The 17,301-nt window shown below is 75.2% G+C and carries 4 protein-coding genes; all 4 read left to right on the forward strand.

The genetic code is table 11. The features are described 5' to 3' along the window. Positions 1 to 93: 93 nt before the first annotated feature. The 4 genes from RIU97_RS10120 to RIU97_RS10135 all read left to right on the forward strand — a co-directional run bounded on the left by RIU97_RS10120 (position 94) and on the right by RIU97_RS10135 (position 16,151). On the forward strand, positions 94 to 6,543 hold the full coding sequence (locus RIU97_RS10120) for a type I polyketide synthase (RefSeq protein WP_404962803.1): 6,450 nt from the start codon (positions 94 to 96) through the stop codon (positions 6,541 to 6,543). A 109-nt stretch (positions 6,544 to 6,652) separates the two neighbouring features. Beyond that, entirely contained in the window at positions 6,653 to 13,282 is a 6,630-nt protein-coding gene (locus RIU97_RS10125; RefSeq protein ID WP_404955377.1) for an SDR family NAD(P)-dependent oxidoreductase, read from the forward strand. Continuing rightward, positions 13,279 to 15,357 carry an alpha-hydroxy-acid oxidizing protein gene (locus RIU97_RS10130; protein ID WP_404962804.1) on the forward strand — a complete coding sequence of 693 codons (2,079 nt, stop codon included), beginning with the start codon at positions 13,279 to 13,281 and terminating at the stop codon, positions 15,355 to 15,357. The genes RIU97_RS10125 and RIU97_RS10130 overlap by 4 nt, the downstream gene beginning before the upstream one ends. After that, the gene (locus RIU97_RS10135) at positions 15,354 to 16,151 is read left to right on the forward strand and encodes a thioesterase II family protein (RefSeq protein WP_404955379.1); all 798 of its coding nucleotides are present in this window, start codon (positions 15,354 to 15,356) and stop codon (positions 16,149 to 16,151) included. The genes RIU97_RS10130 and RIU97_RS10135 overlap by 4 nt, the downstream gene beginning before the upstream one ends. Positions 16,152 to 17,301: the final 1,150 nt, after the last annotated feature.

A 17,301-nucleotide genomic window follows, 5' to 3' on the forward strand; every position in this document is an offset into this window, starting at 1 on the left:
GCCTCGAAAACACCCCCACCAACCCCACCCCGACCAAACCCCTCGACCCCGAAGGCACCATCCTCATCACCCGGCACCGGCGGACTCGGCCACATCCTCGCCCGCCACCTCGTCACCCACCACGGCGCCAAACACCTCCACCTCACCAGCCGCACCGGCCCCAACGCCCCCGGCGCAACCCAACTCCACAACGAACTCACCACAGCCGGCGCCCACATCACCATCACCGCCTGCGACACCACAGACCGGGACGCACTCACCCAACTCCTCGAAACCATCCCCACCCAACACCCCCTCACCGCCGTCATCCACGCCGCCGGCACCCTCAACGACGCCACCCTCGACAACCTCACCCCCCACCACGTCACCCAAGTCCTCCACCCCAAAACCGACGCAGCCTGGAACCTCCACCAACTCACCTCCCACCTCCCCCTCACCCACTTCATCCTCTTCTCCTCCATCGCCGGACTCATCGGAAACCCCGGCCAAGCCAACTACGCCGCCGCCAACACCTACCTCGACGCCCTCGCCCACCACCGCCACCACCACAACCTCCCCGCCACCAGCCTCGCCTGGGGACTCTGGGACACGAGTACCGGCAGCATGGCCGCGCAGTTCTCGGAGGCCGACATCAAGCGGTGGGCCGCCAAGGGCATCCTTCCGCTGAGCCCGGAACGCGGCATGGAGCTCTTCGACGCCGCGCTCACCGCCGGCCGGCCGGAGCTGGTGCCGATCGAGCTGGACCTCAAGGCGCTGCGCTCCCCGGAGCGGTCCGCGCCCGCCCTGCTGCGCACCCTGGTCCGCGCCCCGCGCCGCCGCGCCGCCGCGGCCACGGGTTCCTCCTGGGCCGAGCGCACCGCCGAACTGCCCCCGGCCGACCGCCGGCGGGCCGCCGGTGAGCTCGTACGGACCACCGTCGCCGCCGTGCTCGGTCTGGCGGGCCCCGCCGCCGTCAACGACAGCGGGCCCTTCATCCAGCTGGGCATGGACTCCCTCACCGGTATGGAGCTGCGCCGCAGGCTGGCCTCGGACAGCGGTGTCGCGGTCCCCGCGACCGCCGTCTTCGACCACCCCACGCCCGGTGCGCTCACCGACTTCGTCGTCGCCGAGCTCGCCAAGATCGCCGGTGAGGCCGCCGCCCGGCCGGTCCGGCAGGCCGCGGCCGGCGCGGGCGTCGGCCAGGACGACCCGATCGTGATCGTCGGCATGGCCTGCCGCTACCCCGGTGACGCCCGCTCCCCCGAGGACCTGTGGCGGCTCGTCGCCGACGGCACCGACGCCATCGGCCCCTTCCCCGCCAACCGCGACTGGGACGTCGACGACCTCTACGACCCGGACCCCACCCGGGCCGGCAAGAGCTACACCCGGCACGGCGGGTTCCTTTACGACGCCGACCGGTTCGACGCCGAGTTCTTCGGCGTCTCTCCCCGGGAGGCCTTCGCGATCGACCCGCAGCAGCGGCTGCTGCTGGAGACCGCCTGGGAGAGCTTCGAGGACGCGGGCATCGACCCGGCCACCCTGCGCGGCAGCCGCACCGGCGTGTTCGTCGGCACGATGTACGACGACTACGCTTCCCGCCTGTCCGCGGTTCCGGTCGAGTACGAGGGCTATCTGAGCACCGGCAGTGCCGGCAGCGTCGCCTCCGGGCGGCTGTCCTACACCTTCGGGCTGGAGGGCCCGGCCATCACCGTCGACACGGCCTGCTCCTCCTCCCTCGTCGCCCTGCACCTGGCCTCGCAGGCCCTGCGCCAGGGCGAGTGCACACTCGCCGTGGCGGGCGGCGCCACCGTCATGGCCACTCCGCGGCCCTTCGTGGAGTTCAGCCGCCAGCGCGGGCTGGCGCCCGACGGGCGGGTCAAGTCGTTCGCGGCTTCCGCGGACGGTACGACGTGGAGCGAGGGCGTCGGCGTCCTGCTCCTGGAGCGGCTCTCCGACGCCCGCCGCAACGGCCACGAGATCCTCGCCGTCATCCGCGGATCCGCCGTCAACCAGGACGGCGCCAGCAACGGACTCACCGCCCCCAACGGCCCCTCCCAGGAGCGCGTGATCCGCGAGGCCCTCGCCGCCTCCGGACTCTCACCCGCCGACGTCGACGCCGTCGAGGCACACGGCACCGGCACCACCCTCGGCGACCCCATCGAAGCCCAGGCCATCCTCGCCACCTACGGCCAGGACCGCGACGCGGAGCGTCCGCTGCACCTCGGCTCGCTCAAGTCGAACATCGGCCACTCCCAGGCCGCCGCCGGCGTCGGCGGCGTCATCAAGATGGTCATGGCCATGCACCACGGCACGCTCCCGCGCACCCTGCACGTCGACGCGCCGAGCCCGCACGTGGACTGGTCGAGCGGTGCGGTGTCCCTCCTCACCGAGGCGACCGCGTGGCCCGAGACCGACCGGCCCCGCCGTTCCGCCGTCTCCTCCTTCGGAATCAGCGGCACCAACGCCCACGTCGTCCTCGAACAGGCCCCCGCCGCGGAGGCCACGGGGTCCCGCGACCCGGTGACCCCCGCCCAGCTGCCCTGGGTGGTCTCCGGCCGCGGTACGGAGGGCCTGCGCGCCCGGGCGGCCCAGCTGCGGCGGCTCGCCGCCGAGGCCGGCACGGAGGGCGGCTTCGGCCTCGCGCACCTGGACATCGGTCACGCGCTGGCCACCACACGGGCGGCGCTCCCGGACCGTGCGGTCGTCCTCGCCGAGGACCCGGCGGGTCTGCTGGCGGGCCTGGACGCGCTGGCCCGGGGCGAGTCCGTACCGCAGCTGGTGACCGGGGACTCCGGCAGGACGAACGGAGCCGGCGGACTCGCGTTCCTGTTCACGGGGCAGGGCAGTCAGCGTCCCGGCATGGGCCGCGAACTGTACGAGACCCACCCGGCGTTCGCCGAGGCGCTCGACGCCGTCTGCACGCGGATGGACGCCCACCTGGGTCTGTCGCTGAAGGAGCTGGTCCTCGCCGGCGAGGGGAGCGAGCAGGCTGCTCTCCTCAACCGGACGCAGTACACGCAGCCCGCGCTGTTCGCCGTCGAGGTCGCCCTGTTCCGGCTGGTGGAGCACTACGGGCTGACCCCCGACTACCTCCTCGGCCATTCGGTGGGCGAGCTGGCCGCCGCACACGTCGCGGGTGTCCTCTCCCTGGACGACGCCTGCACCCTGGTGGCCGTGCGTGGCCGTCTGATGCAGTCCGCCCCCACCGGCGGCGCCATGATCGCCATCGAAGCCACCGAAACCGAAATCCTCAACACCCTCCCCACTCACCACGGCCACCTCGACATCGCCGCCGTCAACGGCCCCCACTCCACCGTCATCACCGGCGACCACAACGCAGCCCACCAACTCGCCACCACCTGGCGCAACAACGGCCGACGCACCTCACAACTCGACGTCAGCCACGCCTTCCACTCACCCCACATGGACGGCATCCTCGACCAGTTCCGCGCCACCGCCGCCACCCTCACCTACCACACCCCCACCATCCCCATCATCTCCAACCTCACCGGACAACCCGCCACCACCGAACAACTCACCAACCCCGACTACTGGGTCCAACACCTCCGCCACACGGTCCGCTTCCACGACGGCATCCGGTTCCTTCAGGACCAGAACGTCACCACCTACCTGGAGCTCGGCCCCGACCCCGTCCTCACCGCCATGACCCGTACGATCCTGCCCTCCGGAGAACCGGAGACCCGGGAGCCGGTCACCACGGCCTCGCTGCTGCGCAAGGGCCGCCCCGAGGCCCTGACCCTCGCGGCCGCGCTCGCCCAGGCCTACGTCCGCGGCGCGGACATCGCGTGGGGCGGGTTCCTGCCCGGCGGCCGGGCCGTCGCCCTGCCGACGTACCCCTACCAGCGCGACAGCTACTGGCTGAGCGCTCCCGCCGCCCCTGTGGCGCCGAGGCCGGCCGGCGGGCACCCCTTGCTGGACCAGACGGTCGAACTCGCCGCGGGCCAGGGCTGGTTGTTCACCGGCACGCTCGACGCCGACGCCGACCCGTGGCTCGCGGACCACGCCATCCTGGGCCGGCCGCTGCTGCCGGGCGCGGCCGTCGTGGAGCTCGCCCTGTACGCGGCCCGGCGGGCGGGCGCGGCGCAGGTCGCCGAGCTCACCCTCGAACAGCCGCTGCCACTGGACGAGCGCGTCACCGTCCAGCTGATGGTGGGCGCCCCCGGGCCCGACGGGACGCGCACCCTCGCGCTCCACTCGCGTCCCGAGGGGTTGCCGGACGCGCCATGGGAGCGGCACGCCTCCGGGCTGCTGGCCGACGAGGCCTCCGCGCCCGACGACGCGGCCGTGCCGGCCGTCTGGCCGCCGCAGGGAGCCACGGAGATACCCGTCGGCGACCTCTACGCCCGCCTCGCCGAGCGCGGATACGCGTACGGTCCCGCCTTCCAGGGCCTGCGGACCGTGTGGAGCCACGGGAGCGACCTCTACGCGGAGGTGGTGCTCCCCGCGAGCGCCACCGGCCCGCACGCAGACGGTTTCGGTCTGCACCCCGCCGCCCTGGACGCGGCCCTGCACACCGCGCTCGTCGGGGCCGGGGCCGGGGACCGGCTGCTGGTGCCCTTCGCGTGGAGCGGTGTGACCCTGCGGGCGTCCGGCGCGACGGAACTGCTGGTCCGCATGCGGCGGGGCGCGGGCGACAGCTACTCCCTGCTGATCGCGGACCTGTCCGGTGCCCCGGTGTTCACCGCCGACGCGCTCGCCGTGCGCGAGCTGCGGGCGGACCCGGCCGCCGCCGGACCGGTGCACGGGGCGGCGCTGTTCGACCTGCACTGGTCCCCGCTGCGCGGGACCGCTCCCGTTCCGGCCGGCCCGTGGGCCGTCCTGGGCGGCGCGGACTCCGAGGTCGTGGACGCCGTACGGGCCGCCGGTGTGGCGGTCCGGGCCTACCCCGGCCTCGACGGGCTGCAGGGCGCGGTCGACGGGGGAGCTCCGGTGCCCTCCGTGGTCGTGGCCTGCGTGCCCGCCGTCCCGGCCGGGTCGGGCCGGGCCGTGCTCACCGCCCTGGCGCCGGCCCAGCGCTGGCTGGCCGACGAGCGGTTCGCGGACTCCCGGCTCGCCTTCCTCACCGAGGGCGCGGTCGCGGTCGCGGACACCGAGTACCCGGATCCCGCCGCGGCGGCGGTCTGGGGCCTGATCCGCTCCGCCCAGTCGGAGCAGCCCGGCCGGTTCGCGCTCGTCGACACCGACGGGCGGCCCGAGTCCGTACGCGCTCTCGTACCGGCCCTGGCCGCGCGGGAGCCGCAGCTGGCGGTACGGGCCGGGCGGATCTCGGCACCGGCCCTGCGCGGTCACCGGCCCGCCGTCACCGAGGACGCCCCGGCGGCCTTCGGAGCCGACAGCCACGTCCTGGTCACCGGTGGTCTGGGCACGCTGGGCCGGCTGCTGGCCCGGCACCTGGTGAAGCACCACGGGGTGCGGCGGCTGCTGCTGACCGGCCGCCGCGGTGCGGCGACTGCGGGCGCGGAGGCGTTCACGGCCGAACTGGCAGCGCTGGGCGCCGAGGTGGCCGTGGCGGCCTGCGACACCGGCGACCGGGCCGCCGTGGCCGCCCTGCTGGCCTCCGTACCGGCCGGCCGGCCGCTGACCGCGGTGGTCCACGCCGCGGGCGTGACCGACGACTCCGTCCTCGCCGGGCTCACCCCGGAGCGGATGGAAGGGGTGCTGCGGCCCAAGGCCGACGCCGCCCTCCACCTGCACGAGCTGACCCGGGACCTGGAGCTGTCGGCCTTCGTCCTCTTCTCCTCGCTGGCGGGCACCCTGGGATCCGCGGGACAGGGCAACTACGCGGCGGCCAACGCCTTCCTGGACGCCCTGGCCCAGCGGCGCCGGGCCGCGGGGCTGCCCGCCCTGTCCCTGGCCTGGGGCCTGTGGGCGCAGGAGAGCACCCTGACCGGCGACCTGGGCGCGGCGGACCTGAAGCGCCTGGCCCGCTCCGGGATCGGGGCGCTGACCGCCGAGGAGGGCCTGGCCCTGTTCGACGCGGGCGTGGACTCCGGCGCCGCCGTCCTGACGGCCGCCCACCTCGACCTGCGGACGGCGGATCCGGAGGCGGTCGCGGTCCTGCTGCGGGGGCTGGCTCCGGCCCGCCGCGCGGGCGGTGCTCCGGCGGCCCCGGACACGGCGGCCGACCTGCGCGAGCGGCTGGCCCGGGCGCCCCGGCGGGAGCACCGTCACCTCTTGCTCGAAGCGGTACGGGCCGAAGTGGCGGCCGTACTGGGCCATTCGAGCCGCGACCGGGTGCCGGCCGACGGCCGGTTCCAGGACCTGGGCTTCGACTCCCTGACCGCGGTCGAGCTGCGCAACCGCCTGACGGCCGCGACCGGCGTCAAGCTGCCGCCCACCCTCATCTTCGACCACCCGACCCCGGGTGCCCTCGCGGACCGGCTGCGGGCCGCGCTCGTACCGGACGTCCCGGCGCAGGACACCCCCGGGGAATCCGTGAACGGCGCCGCCGGTCCCGACGGCACGGACCTGCCGGACGGCGAGAGCGCGCTCGACACCATGAGCGCCGACGACCTGGTCCGCCTGGCCCTGGGCGAGGGCTGACCCCCCGCCCGGGCCCCGGCCCCCGGACCCGTTCCGGACCCGACCCAGACACCCGACCCACCCCCAGCCCCCAACGGGGCCCCCAACAGGGAAGTACGGAGAGAACAGGATGGCTTCCACAACCCAACAGCAGGTCGTCGAGGCGTTGCGGGCCGCGCTGAAGGAGAACGAGCGGCTCAAGGCCGACCACGCCCACCTCGCCGAACGCGAGCACGAACCGATCGCGATCGTGGGCATGGCCTGCCGCTACCCGGGTGGCGTCCGTTCCCCCCAGGAGCTGTGGCGACTGGCCACCGCCGAGGTGGACGCCGTCGGGCCGTTCCCCGCCGACCGCGGCTGGGACCTGGCGGGCCTGTACGACCCCGACCCGGACCGGCCGCACACCTCGTACACCCGGGAGGGCGGTTTCCTCTACGAGGCCGCGCAGTTCGACGCCGAGTTCTTCGGTGTCTCGCCGCGCGAGGCGCACAGCACCGACCCGCAGCAGCGGCTGCTGCTGGAGACCGCGTGGGAGGCCTTCGAGCACGCGGGCATCGACCCGGCCACGCTGCACGGCAGCCGCACCGGTGTGTTCGTGGGCACCATGTACGCCGACTACATGAACCGGTTCTCCCCCGCCCCGGAGGAGTACGAGGGCTTCCTGAGCGTCGGCGGCGCCGGCAGCGTGGCCTCCGGGCGGCTGGCCTACACCTTCGGGCTGGAGGGCCCGGCCATCACGGTCGACACGGCCTGTTCCTCCTCGCTGGTGGCGCTCCACCTGGCCTGCGCCTCGCTGCGGCGCGGGGAGTCCTCGATGGCGCTGGCCGGCGGTGCCACGGTGATGGCGACGCCGATGCCGTTCGTGGAGTTCAGCCGGCAGCGCGGGCTCGCCGCCGACGGCCGTTGCAAGGCCTTCTCGGCCGCCGCGGACGGCACCGGCTGGGCCGAGGGTGCCGGTCTGCTGCTGGTCGAGCGGCTCTCCGACGCCCGCCGCAACGGGCACCCCGTGCTGGCGGTGGTCCGCGGTTCGGCCATCAACCAGGACGGCGCGAGCAACGGGCTGACCGCGCCCAGCGGCCCCGCGCAGGAGCAGCTCATCCGCCAGGCGCTGGCCGGCGCCGGTCTCACCGCCGCCGACGTCGACGCCGTGGAGGCGCACGGTACGGGCACCGCGCTGGGCGACCCGATCGAGGCGCAGGCGCTGCTGGCCACCTACGGCAGGGCCCGTCCGGCGGACCGGCCGCTCCACCTGGGCTCCCTGAAGTCGAACATCGGGCACACCCAGGCCGCCGCCGGGGTCGGCGGGGTCATCAAGATGACGATGGCGCTGCGCGAGGGGCTGCTGCCGCGGACCCTGCACGTGGACGAGCCCACCCCGCACGTGGACTGGTCGAGCGGCGCCGTCTCCCTGCTGACCGAGACGATCCCGTGGCCCGAGCGGGGCGACGGGCCGCGCCGGGCCGCGGTGTCCTCCTTCGGCATCAGCGGTACGAACGCGCACGTCATCCTGGAGCAGGCGCCCGCGCAGGAGCCGGCCCCCGCCGGGCGGCCGGCCGCGCTGCCGACCGTACCGGTGGTGCTGTCGGCGGCCGGCGGGTCCGCGCTGCGCGCGCAGGCCGACCGGCTGTACCGGCACCTGACCGAGGCGGACGGCGACCAGCTGCTGGACGTGGGCTTCTCGCTGGCCACCACCCGCGGCCACCTCCCGCACCGGGCGGTGCTGCTCTCCGAGGACCGCGACGAACTGCTCGACGGGCTGCGCGCGCTGGCCGACGGCGTACCGGGGCCGGACGTGGTCCGCGCGACGGCCGGGGAGGGCCGCACCGCCTTCCTCTTCGCCGGTCAGGGCTCCCAGCGCGCCCGGATGGGCCGGGAACTGTACGAGACCTTCCCGGTGTTCGCGGCGGCCTTCGACGAGGCGTGCGCGGCCCTGGATCCGCACCTGGAGCAGCCGCTGCGGGAGGTGGTCCTCGCGGCCGAGGACAGCCCGGAGGGCGAGCTGCTGAACCGGACGCGGTACACGCAGCCGGCGCTCTTCGCCTTCGAGGTGGCCCTGTTCCGCCTCCTGGAGTCGTGGGGCATCCGGCCCGACGCCGTCCTCGGGCACTCCGTCGGCGCCCTCGCGGCCGTGCACACCTCGGGCGCCCTCTCGCTGGCGGACGCCGCCGAGCTGACGGCCGTACGCGGCCGGATCATGCAGGAACTGCCGTCGGGCGGGGCGATGGTGGCCCTGCGCGCCTCCGAGGAGCAGTCGACGGCCCTGCTCGCGGGGCACGAGGAGCTGGTCTCCCTCGCGGCCGTGAACGGCCCGGCCGCCACGGTGCTCTCGGGTGGCCGGGAGGCCCTGGCCGCCGTGGTCGCGGGCGTCGAGGCGGCCGGCGGGAAGGCCACCTGGCTGCGCGTCAGCCACGCCTTCCACTCGCCGCTGATGGAACCGGCGATGGCGGAGCTGCGGGCCGTGGTCACGCGGCTGACGTTCGGGGAACCAGAGCTCACCTTCGTCTCGGACCTGACGGGCCGGCCCGCGGGCGCGGAGGAGCTCGCGGATCCGGAGTACTGGGTCCGGCACGCGCGCCGCGCCGTCCGCTTCCAGGACGGTGTGGGCGCCCTCGCGGAGCTGGGCTGCGCCCGCTTCGTGGAGGTGGGGCCGGGCACCGATCTGACCTCGATGGCCGCCGACTGCCTGGAGGAGGTGGACCGGGGCCGCTCCGCGGGCCACACGCTGATCCCGTCGCTGCGGCGGCGCCTGCCGGAGGTGACCGCGCTGTTCACGGCGGTCGCGCGGATGCACGCCTGCGGCGGTGACGTCGACTGGGCCGCCGTGTTCGCGGGCCGCGGGGCGCGCCGGGTGGAGCTGCCCACGTACGCCTTCCAGCACCGGCCGTACTGGATCGACCTGCCGGCCGGGACCGGCGACGTGAGCTCCGCCGGACTCACCGCCGTCGGACATCCGCTGCTGACCGCCTCCGCCGAACTGCCGGACAGCGGCGGCCTGCTGCTGACCGGCCGGCTCTCCCTGGCGCGCCACCCGTGGCTGGCCGACCACCGCGTCGGCGGGCGGGTGCTGCTGCCCGGCACCGCGCTGCTGGACCTGGTGACCTGCGCCGCCCGCGAGGCGGGCTGCGACCTGGTCGAGGAACTCCTCCTGGAGACACCGCTGCTGATCCCGGAGGAGGGGGAGGTCCGGCTGCGGGTGTCCCTGGCCGCCGCGGACGGCTCCGGCAGCCGGGCCGTCGCCGTCCACTCCCGTCCCGAGGACGACGCCGACGGGCAGGGCTGGTCCCGCAACGCCCGGGGCTCGGTCCTCCCCGAAGCCTCCGGCCCGGCGCCGGAGCGGGTCGCGGACCCGGCCCCGGTGTGGCCGCCGGAGGGCGCCGAGCCGGTCTCCGTACCGGTCCCGGAGCTCTACGCCGCCCTCGGCGCCAAGGGCCTCTCCTACGGGCCCGTCTTCCGCGGCGTGCGCGCCGTGTGGCGGCGCGGGCCGGAACTCTTCGCGGAGGTGGCACTCCCCGGTGAGGGCCGGGCCGACGCCTACGGGCTACACCCGGCGCTGCTCGACGCGGCCCTGCACCCGATCGCGCTCGGCGGCCTGATCGACGAGGGCGACGGCGGCGAGCGGACCTTCCTGCCGTACGCCTGGTCCCGCGTCCGCACCCACGGCCCCGCCGGCGCGGTCGTGCGGGTCCGGCTCGCGCCGTCCGGCGCGAACGCGGTGAGCATCGACGTCGCGGACGGCTCGGGCCGCCCGGTCGCCTCGATCGGCTCGCTGGCCCTGCGCCCGCTGCCGGCGGAGGCCGTGGACTCCCACGACGCACCGCGCGACGGACTGCTGCTGCCGACGTGGGAGGAGCTGGCCGAACTGCCGCCCGCGCCCGCGACGCACCGCTGGACGCTGCTCGGCGCGTACGGCTCCGACGGCGACGGCTCCGACGACGCCTCCGAACCGGGCCTCGGCTCAGCCCTGTCCGGCCTGCCGGCCCTGACCGACTCGCTCTCCGCCGGGGTCGGCGCCCCCGAGCTGCTCGTCCTGCCCTGCCCGCCCTCCGCGGGCGGCGGCGCGCCGGACACCGGGGCGGCCGTGCGCACCGCCCTGCACCAGGTCCTCGAAACGGTCCGGCTCCTCGTCGAGGACGAGCGGCTGGCCGGCACCCGGCTGGCGGTCCTCACCCGGGGCGCCGTCACGCTGGGCGGAGAGCAGCACCCCGGCGAGCTCGCCCACCGCGCGGTCTGGGGCCTGCTGCGCTCCGCGCAGGCCGAGCACCCCGACCGGTTCACGGTCCTCGACGAGGACGGCACCCCCGCCTCCCGGCGGGCCGTGGCGGCCGCGCTCGCCACGGGTGAGCCGCAGCTCGCCCTGCGCGGCGGCACCGCCCACCGTCCCTCGCTCGCCGCGCAGGACGCGGACACCGTGCTGCGGCCGCCGGCCGACACCCCGCACTGGCACCTCGACTACGTGGCCAAGGGGACCTTCGCGAACCTCGCCCTCAAGCCCTGGCCGGAGGCGGCGGCCCCGCTGGAGGAGGGCCAGGTGCGGATCCGGATGCGGGTCGCCGGCCTGAACTTCCGCGACGTCCTGCTCTCCCTCGGGGTGATCCCGCCGTCCGTGGACGGGCACGCGGGCGGTTCGGGGCAGGGCGGCGAGGGCGCCGGCACCGTCCTCGAAGTGGGCCCCGGAGTCACCGATCTGAAGCCCGGCGACCGGGTGATGGGTCTGTTCTACGGCATCGGCCCGACCTCGGTCACCGACCGCCGGTTCGTGTGCCGGATCCCGGAGGGCTGGTCCTTCCGGCAGGCCGCGGCGGTTCCCGTCACCTACCTGACCGCCTACTACGGCCTGGTGGACCTGGCCGGCCTGCGCGCGGGCGAATCGGTGCTCGTGCACGCGGGCGCCGGCGGCGTCGGCACGGCGGCGATCCAGATCGCCCGCCACCTCGGCGCCGAGGTGTACTCCACGGCGAGCCCCGCCAAGTGGGACGCGCTGCGTGCCGCGGGGGTCGCGGACGGGCGCATCGCCTCCTCCCGCACCCTGGACTTCGAGGAGGCCTTCCTCGGTGCCACCGGGGGCGACGGCGTCGACGTGGTCCTCAACTCCCTCGCCGGGGAGTTCGCGGACGCCTCGCTGCGGCTGCTTCCGCGCGGCGGACGGTTCCTGGAGATGGGCAAGACCGACCGGCGCGACGCCGCCGAGGTGGCCGACGCGCACCCCGGGGTGACGTACCGGACGTACGACGTCCGCGATCCCGGTCCCGACCGGATCCAGGAGATCTTCACCGACCTCCTCGGGCTGTTCGAGCGGGGCGCGCTCCAGGCACCGCCGGTGGCGGCCTGGGACCTGCGCCGGGCACCCGATGCCTTCCGCTACCTGAGCGAGGCCCGGCACATCGGCAAGGTGGTGCTGGACCTGGCCGACGAGAACGAGCGCTGGGACACCACCCGGGCCGTCCTGATCACCGGCGGTCTCGGCTGGCTGGGCCGGCTCGCCGCCCGCCACCTGGTGGCGGAGCACGGGATACGGCAGCTGGTCCTGATGGGCCGCGGGCTGCCCGGCGAGGACGCCGCCCGGGACATCGCCGAGCTGCGCGCCCGGGGCGCGGACGTCCGTACGGTGCCCTGCGACGCGGCCGACCGGACCGCGCTCGCCGCGGCTCTCGACGGGCTGGCCGGCGACGGCGTCCGCCTCGGCGGGGTCGTGCACGCGGCGGGCGTCCTGGACGACGGCCTGCTCACCTCGATGACCGCCGAGAGCCTGGAGCGGACCCTGCGTCCGAAGGTGGACGCGGCACTCAACCTGCACGCGCTCACCGAGCCCCTCGGCCTCGACGCGTTCGTCGTCTTCTCCTCCCTCGCGGGAACGCTCAGCTCTCCGGGGCAGGCCGGCTACGCGGCCGGCAACGCGTTCCTCGACGGACTGATGGAGTACCGGCGTTCGGTCGGCCGCCCCGGCGTCTCCGTCGTGTGGGGCCTGTGGGAGGGGGCCGGCGGCATGGGCGCCGGTCTCACCGACGCGGACGTCGCCCGCATGGCGCGGGTGGGCGTGGCTCCCCTCACCTCGGAGCTCGGGCTCGAACTGCTGGACGCCGCGGTGCGCCGCGACCGTCCTGTGGCGGTGGCGGCGCGCTGGAACCTCGACGGGCTGCGGGCCCGGATCGCGGAGGGCGCGGCGGTGCCGGCCCTGCTGCGGAGCCTGGTGCCCGCCCGGGCGGGCGCCGCTGGGGCGCGGTCCGCGCCCGGGGCTGCGCGGGCGGAGGCCGCCGAGGCCTCGCTGACCGGGGACCGGCTGCTGGACGCCGTGCTCCACGAGGTCGCGGCCGTCCTCGGGCACACCTCCGGCGCGGCGGTGGACCGGGACGGGGCGTTCGACCGGCTGGGCTTCGACTCGCTCACGGCGGTGGAGCTGCGCAACCGGCTCGCCGTCGCCACGGGCGTCAAGCTGCCCGCCACGTTCATCTACGACTGGCCGACCCCGGCCGAACTGGTGGTCCACCTGCGGGAGCAGCTCCCGCAGACGGCCGCCGAAACGGCCGCGGAAGCCACCGCCGCACCGGCGGCTCAGCCGGCCGTGGGCGCGGCGGCCCCGGCGGACACGGCCGGCAACGGCGCCGGCGTCACCGTGGCGCTGCTCGCCGACATCGCCCGGCTGGAGGCCGCGGTCGCCGACCGGCCGCTGAGCGAGGCGCAGAGCGCCGTCGTCAGCGAGCGGCTGCGCGAGCTGCTGACCGAACTGGGTTCTATGAAGGAGGATCACTCCGCGTGGGCATGACCAACACCCCGACGGCCGCGCCGGCTCCGCCGGCCGGCCGTGCCACCCGGTCGACCGGGCCCGCGAACGGGCCCGTCGACCCCTCCCGGTGGATCCGTACCTACCACGCCCGGCCGTCCGCGACCGCCCGCCTCGTGTGCTTCCCGCACGCGGGCGGGGCCGCGAACGCCTTCGCGGCGCTGTCCGCCGCGCTGCCCGAGGACATCGAGCTGCTCGCCGTCCAGTACCCCGGCCGCCAGGACCGGCGCGCCGAACCCTGCTCCGAGGACATCGGCGAGCTCGCCGCGGGCGTGGCCGCGTCCCTCGCCGCCCACTCCGACCTGCCGCTCTTCCTCCTCGGCCACAGCATGGGGGCCCTCGTGGCCTTCGAGACGGCCCGGCTCCTGGAGGAACGCGGCACCGTGGCCCGGCTGTTCGTCTCGGCGGCCCGGCCCCCCGCGCAGGACTGGGAGGAGCCCGACCTGACCGGCGTCGGCGACGAGGAGCTGGTCGCCGGGCTGCGGCGGCTCGGGGGCGTCCCCGAACCGCTGCTGCGGGACCCGGAGATCGTCGGCGAGGTGCTGCGCCTGCTGCGCGCCGACCACCGGGCCCTGATGCGCTACCGCTGCGCCGGCGGGGCAGCCGTGGCGGCCCCCCTCACCGTGCTCCTGGCGGCGTCCGACCCGAAGAACTCCCTGGAGCAGATGGGCGACTGGGCCCGGCACGGCAGGAACGGGCACACGGTCGTGACGCTGTCCGGCGGGCACTTCTCGCTCGTCGAACGGCCCGGGGAGACCGGGCCGCTGCTCACCCGCCGCGTCCGCGAGGACCTGTCACGGCTCGCCGCCGCTCCCCCCGCCGCGGAACCGGAGGTCCCCGCCGCCCCGGCCGGGGAGCCCCTCGCCGACCTCGTACGGGAGATCCTGCTGGGCGGCCTCGAAGGACGCACCCCGGCGCTGCCCACCGACCCGACCGCGCTGGAGGCCGCGGCCCGTGCGGTGATGTCCCCCGAGGGCTACGCGTACGTGGCGGGCACCGCCGGCTCCGGCGCGACCGGCCGGGCCAACCGCGCGGCCTTCGACCGCCGGCAGCTGGTGCCGCGGATGCTGCGCGGCACCCGCCGGACCGACACCTCGGTGACGCTGTTCGGGCAGCAACTGCCCGTACCGGTGCTGCTCGCGCCGCTGGCCGCGCAGCAAGTGGCCCATCCCGAGGGCGAGTCGGCCACGGCGCGGGCCGCCGCGGCGGCCGGAGTGCCGCTGGTGCTGTCGAGCTTCGCCTCCCGCACGCTGGAGGAGGTGGCCGAGCAGGCGGGTGACCACCGGCGCTGGTTCCAGCTGTACCTGCCCTCGGACCGGGCGGTGGGCGAGTCGCTGGTGCGGCGCGCCGAGGCCGCCGGCTACACGGCGATCGTGGTCACCGTCGACGCCACCCACCTCGGTTTCCGTCCGGCCGAACTCGACAGCGGCTACTCGCCGTTCCTGCGCGGGACGGGCATCGCCAACTTCACGAGCGATCCCGCGTTCCTGGCCGGGCTGCCGGCCGGGGCGGACGCCACCGCGGCCGTGCTGCGCTGGGCGCAGATCTCCACCGACCCGACCCTCACCTGGGCGGACCTGGCCTGGCTGCGCGGGCTGACCCGGCTGCCGCTGCTCGTCAAGGGCATCCTGCATCCGGACGATGCCCGGCTGGCGCTGGAGCACGGCGCGGACGGCGTGGTCGTCTCCACGCACGGCGGCCGCCAGCTCGACGGCAGCGTGTCCGCCCTGGACGCGCTGCCCGCGGTGCGCGCGGCCGTCGGCCCGGACGTACCGGTGCTGATGGACTCCGGGGTCCGGACCGGCAGTGACGTGGTCAAGGCCCTGGCCCTGGGCGCGGACGCCGTCCTCTACGGCAGGCCGTACGTGTACGGGCTCGGGCTCGGCGGCCGGGCCGGCGTCGAGCACGTCCTGCGCTGCCTGCTGACCGACCTCGGCCTGGCGCTGGCCCTCACCGGCTGCGCCTCCCTCGCGGACGCCGGGCCGCACCTGCTCGCGGGCACCCCCTCGGACACCTCCGGGTCCCACGGGCCCGCGGAGAACGGAGACCGGCGATGAAGCGACCCTACGGCTCGGGCTCCGACCCGACGGGCTGGCTGCGCGGTTACCACCGGCCGCCGGCCGGAGCCCCGACGCTGGTCGTCTTCCCGCACGCGGGCGGTTCGGCGACGGGCTACTACAGCCTGTCGGCGGCCCTGTCGGACAGCGCCGAGGTGCTCAACGTGCAGTACCCGGGCCGCCAGGACCGGTTGGGCGAGCGCTGCATCGAGGACATCGGGGAGATGGCCGACCAGGTCGTCGAGGCCCTGCTCCCCCGCGCGCACCGGCCGCTCGCCCTGTTCGGGCACAGCCTGGGCTCGATCGTGGCGTACGAGGTGGCCCTGCGGCTGGAGCGCCTGCACCCGGACCGCGCGCCGATCGGCGTGATCGTCTCGGGCCGGCCCGCGGCCGCCATCCACCTGAGCCGGGGCCTGTCCCGCATGGAGGACGAGGAGCTCGCCTCGTCGATCTCCGACTTGGCCGGCACCCCGCCGGAGCTGCTGGCCGACAAGGACCTGATGGCGGCGGTCCTGCCCTCCCTGCGCGCCGATTTCAAGGCCGCGGAGGGCTATCGGGGCGGCGTGGGCTCCCGGCTGGCCTGCCCCCTGCACGCGTATTCGGGGGCGCAGGACTTCAACGTGCCGCGCGAGGGGCTGCTGCGGTGGAGCGAGCACACGGCGGCCGCCTTCACGGCGCGCTTCTTCGAGGGCGGCCACTTCTACCTCCAGTCCTCCGAGCACGAGGTGGCCCGGGCCATCGCGGATGACCTCCGCGCCTTCGCCGCCGCCTCGCTGGTGGGCAGCGGCCGCTGACCCGGCGGCCCGCACCCACGGCCGGCGGCTGGGCATTTTGATCACGACGGCCGGCTCGGATCCATTTCCGTCAGTGCTCGGCGGCGTCGGGCGGGCCGGGAGTGCCGGGATTCCTGAGGGACAGGCACCACGGACATTCGTGGAGGTCGCTCGCGGCCCTCGTCGGACGGGGCGAGGGCAGGGAGAAACCCGCCCTGTATTCGTCCTGAAGCACCTGGGTCGAGCATATTTCCGTCCGGGACGAGCCGACCGTGCCGGCCGTGCCCGCCTCGGCGAGGCGGCGCGTCATCCGCATCAGCGCTGCCCGCACTGCGCTCGCCACCCGGACTGCGGCCAGCCGGACACGGCGCCGGACAGCTGCCCAGGGGCCTCGATCGGATCGGTCACCGTAGGGGGCCATGCTCACCCAGCCCTTCTCGTAGCCGCACGCGGTGGGACGGATAGACCTTGCTGTCGGGGGGCGCCCCAGGGAAGGGTGGCAGCCCCTTGCGAATTGACGACCAGAGACCCCCTCAGAACAAGAAGGATGATATTTCTTTTATTCTTGACACTTCTCGCCATTCCTCCAAATACGTAGCACGGAAGTACGTCGAACGGGAATTAGACAGGCCGCGGCAATTTAGCGTGCTTTCATATCGCGGCGAGAGCCAGCAATGTACGGATTGCCGGGGTTTTATGCGACCGGCCGCGTGCGGATTGCCGGGGTTTTTGAGATATTCAGCGATATTGGCCAAAGCGCGGCACTGCGGCTGGGATCACCTGGCGAGCCCGGTCGGCGACCGCGCCACGGTGCAGGGCCTTCAGCACCCGGGGCGCCGGCATGACACGCCCCGCCTCGGAGCCGCGGGGCCTCGGATCTGCGGTCATTCGGCGAGTGGACTCGGCCGGCGGCGGGGAGGGGCACCGCCGTAGAGGCCTCGCGGGAAGGGTGGCCGGCACGACTCGTGGACGATCGGGAACGGATCCTCGCCCACGCAGGCCGAGACGCCTGCGGGCCTCTCTCCCGGTTGCACCGGTGCCGCGACTTCCTGGCGAGACAGCCGGATGGCATCCACATGACGGGACAGGACGTGCTTGAAGCGTTGATGGCGCTTCAGTTCAAGGGTGTCCACGTGCCACAGACGGCCGGTCCCCGATGACGTCAACGCAG

Source organism: Streptomyces sp. 147326, assembly GCF_045000215.1.
GTDB lineage: Bacteria > Actinomycetota > Actinomycetes > Streptomycetales > Streptomycetaceae > Streptomyces.

Excerpts from the sequence above, each read along its gene's own strand:
- RIU97_RS10125 (WP_404955377.1), top strand. The coding sequence starts at position 6,653 with ATGGCTTCCACAACCCAACAGCAGGTCGTCGAGGCGTTGCGGGCCGCG.
- RIU97_RS10130 (WP_404962804.1), top strand. The coding sequence starts at position 13,279 with ATGACCAACACCCCGACGGCCGCGCCGGCTCCGCCGGCCGGCCGTGCC.
- RIU97_RS10135 (WP_404955379.1), top strand. The coding sequence starts at position 15,354 with ATGAAGCGACCCTACGGCTCGGGCTCCGACCCGACGGGCTGGCTGCGC.